Source organism: Brumimicrobium mesophilum (assembly GCF_003025005.1).
GTDB classification, from domain to species: domain Bacteria; phylum Bacteroidota; class Bacteroidia; order Flavobacteriales_D; family Crocinitomicaceae; genus Brumimicrobium; species Brumimicrobium mesophilum.
Genome location: NZ_PVSS01000073.1, coordinates 1 through 550, shown reverse-complemented (window position 1 = coordinate 550; position 550 = coordinate 1). Strand labels below are relative to the sequence as shown.

Sequence of the window (550 nt, the reverse complement as noted above, 5' to 3'; positions counted from 1 at the left end):
ATATGCCTGTGGTTTAAGAAGAGGTGAAATATTGAATCTTACTCCTAAAGATATTCATTCTGATAGAAATTTACTCATCATAAGACAGTCAAAAGGTAAAAAGGATAGAATTGTGCCAATAAGCGATAAATTAATTGAACTACTAAGAGATTATTACAAAGCATACAAACCTAAAACATGGCTTTTTGAGGGACAAAAAGTTGGAAATAAATATTCACCAAAAAGTATCCAAAGTGTTTTGAAGCAAAGTTTGGTAAAAGCAAAAATTAAAAAACCTGCAACTTTGCATTGGTTAAGACACAGTTATGCAACTCACCTTTTAGAAAGCGGAACCGATTTGAGATACATTCAAACTTTACTAGGGCACTCGAGCAGCAGAACTACAGAGGTTTACACGCATGTGAGTACAAGAAATTTACAGAATATTATTTCACCATTTGATAATTTATAAAATTAGCTTAATTTTGGAATATAATATCTTACTTATATAGACCTATACAACAGACATTAGTTGTACACGGAGCATAAATTAAGACCTATAAGTAAGTTA

At 30.9% G+C, this 550-nt stretch carries 1 protein-coding gene; it reads left to right on the top strand.

The window, feature by feature from the left end:
* On the top strand, nt 1-451 hold a 451-nt coding region (locus tag C6368_RS17095; protein ID WP_159038679.1), incomplete at its 5' end, for a tyrosine-type recombinase/integrase.
* Between the last annotated feature and the right edge of the window lie 99 nt (nt 452-550).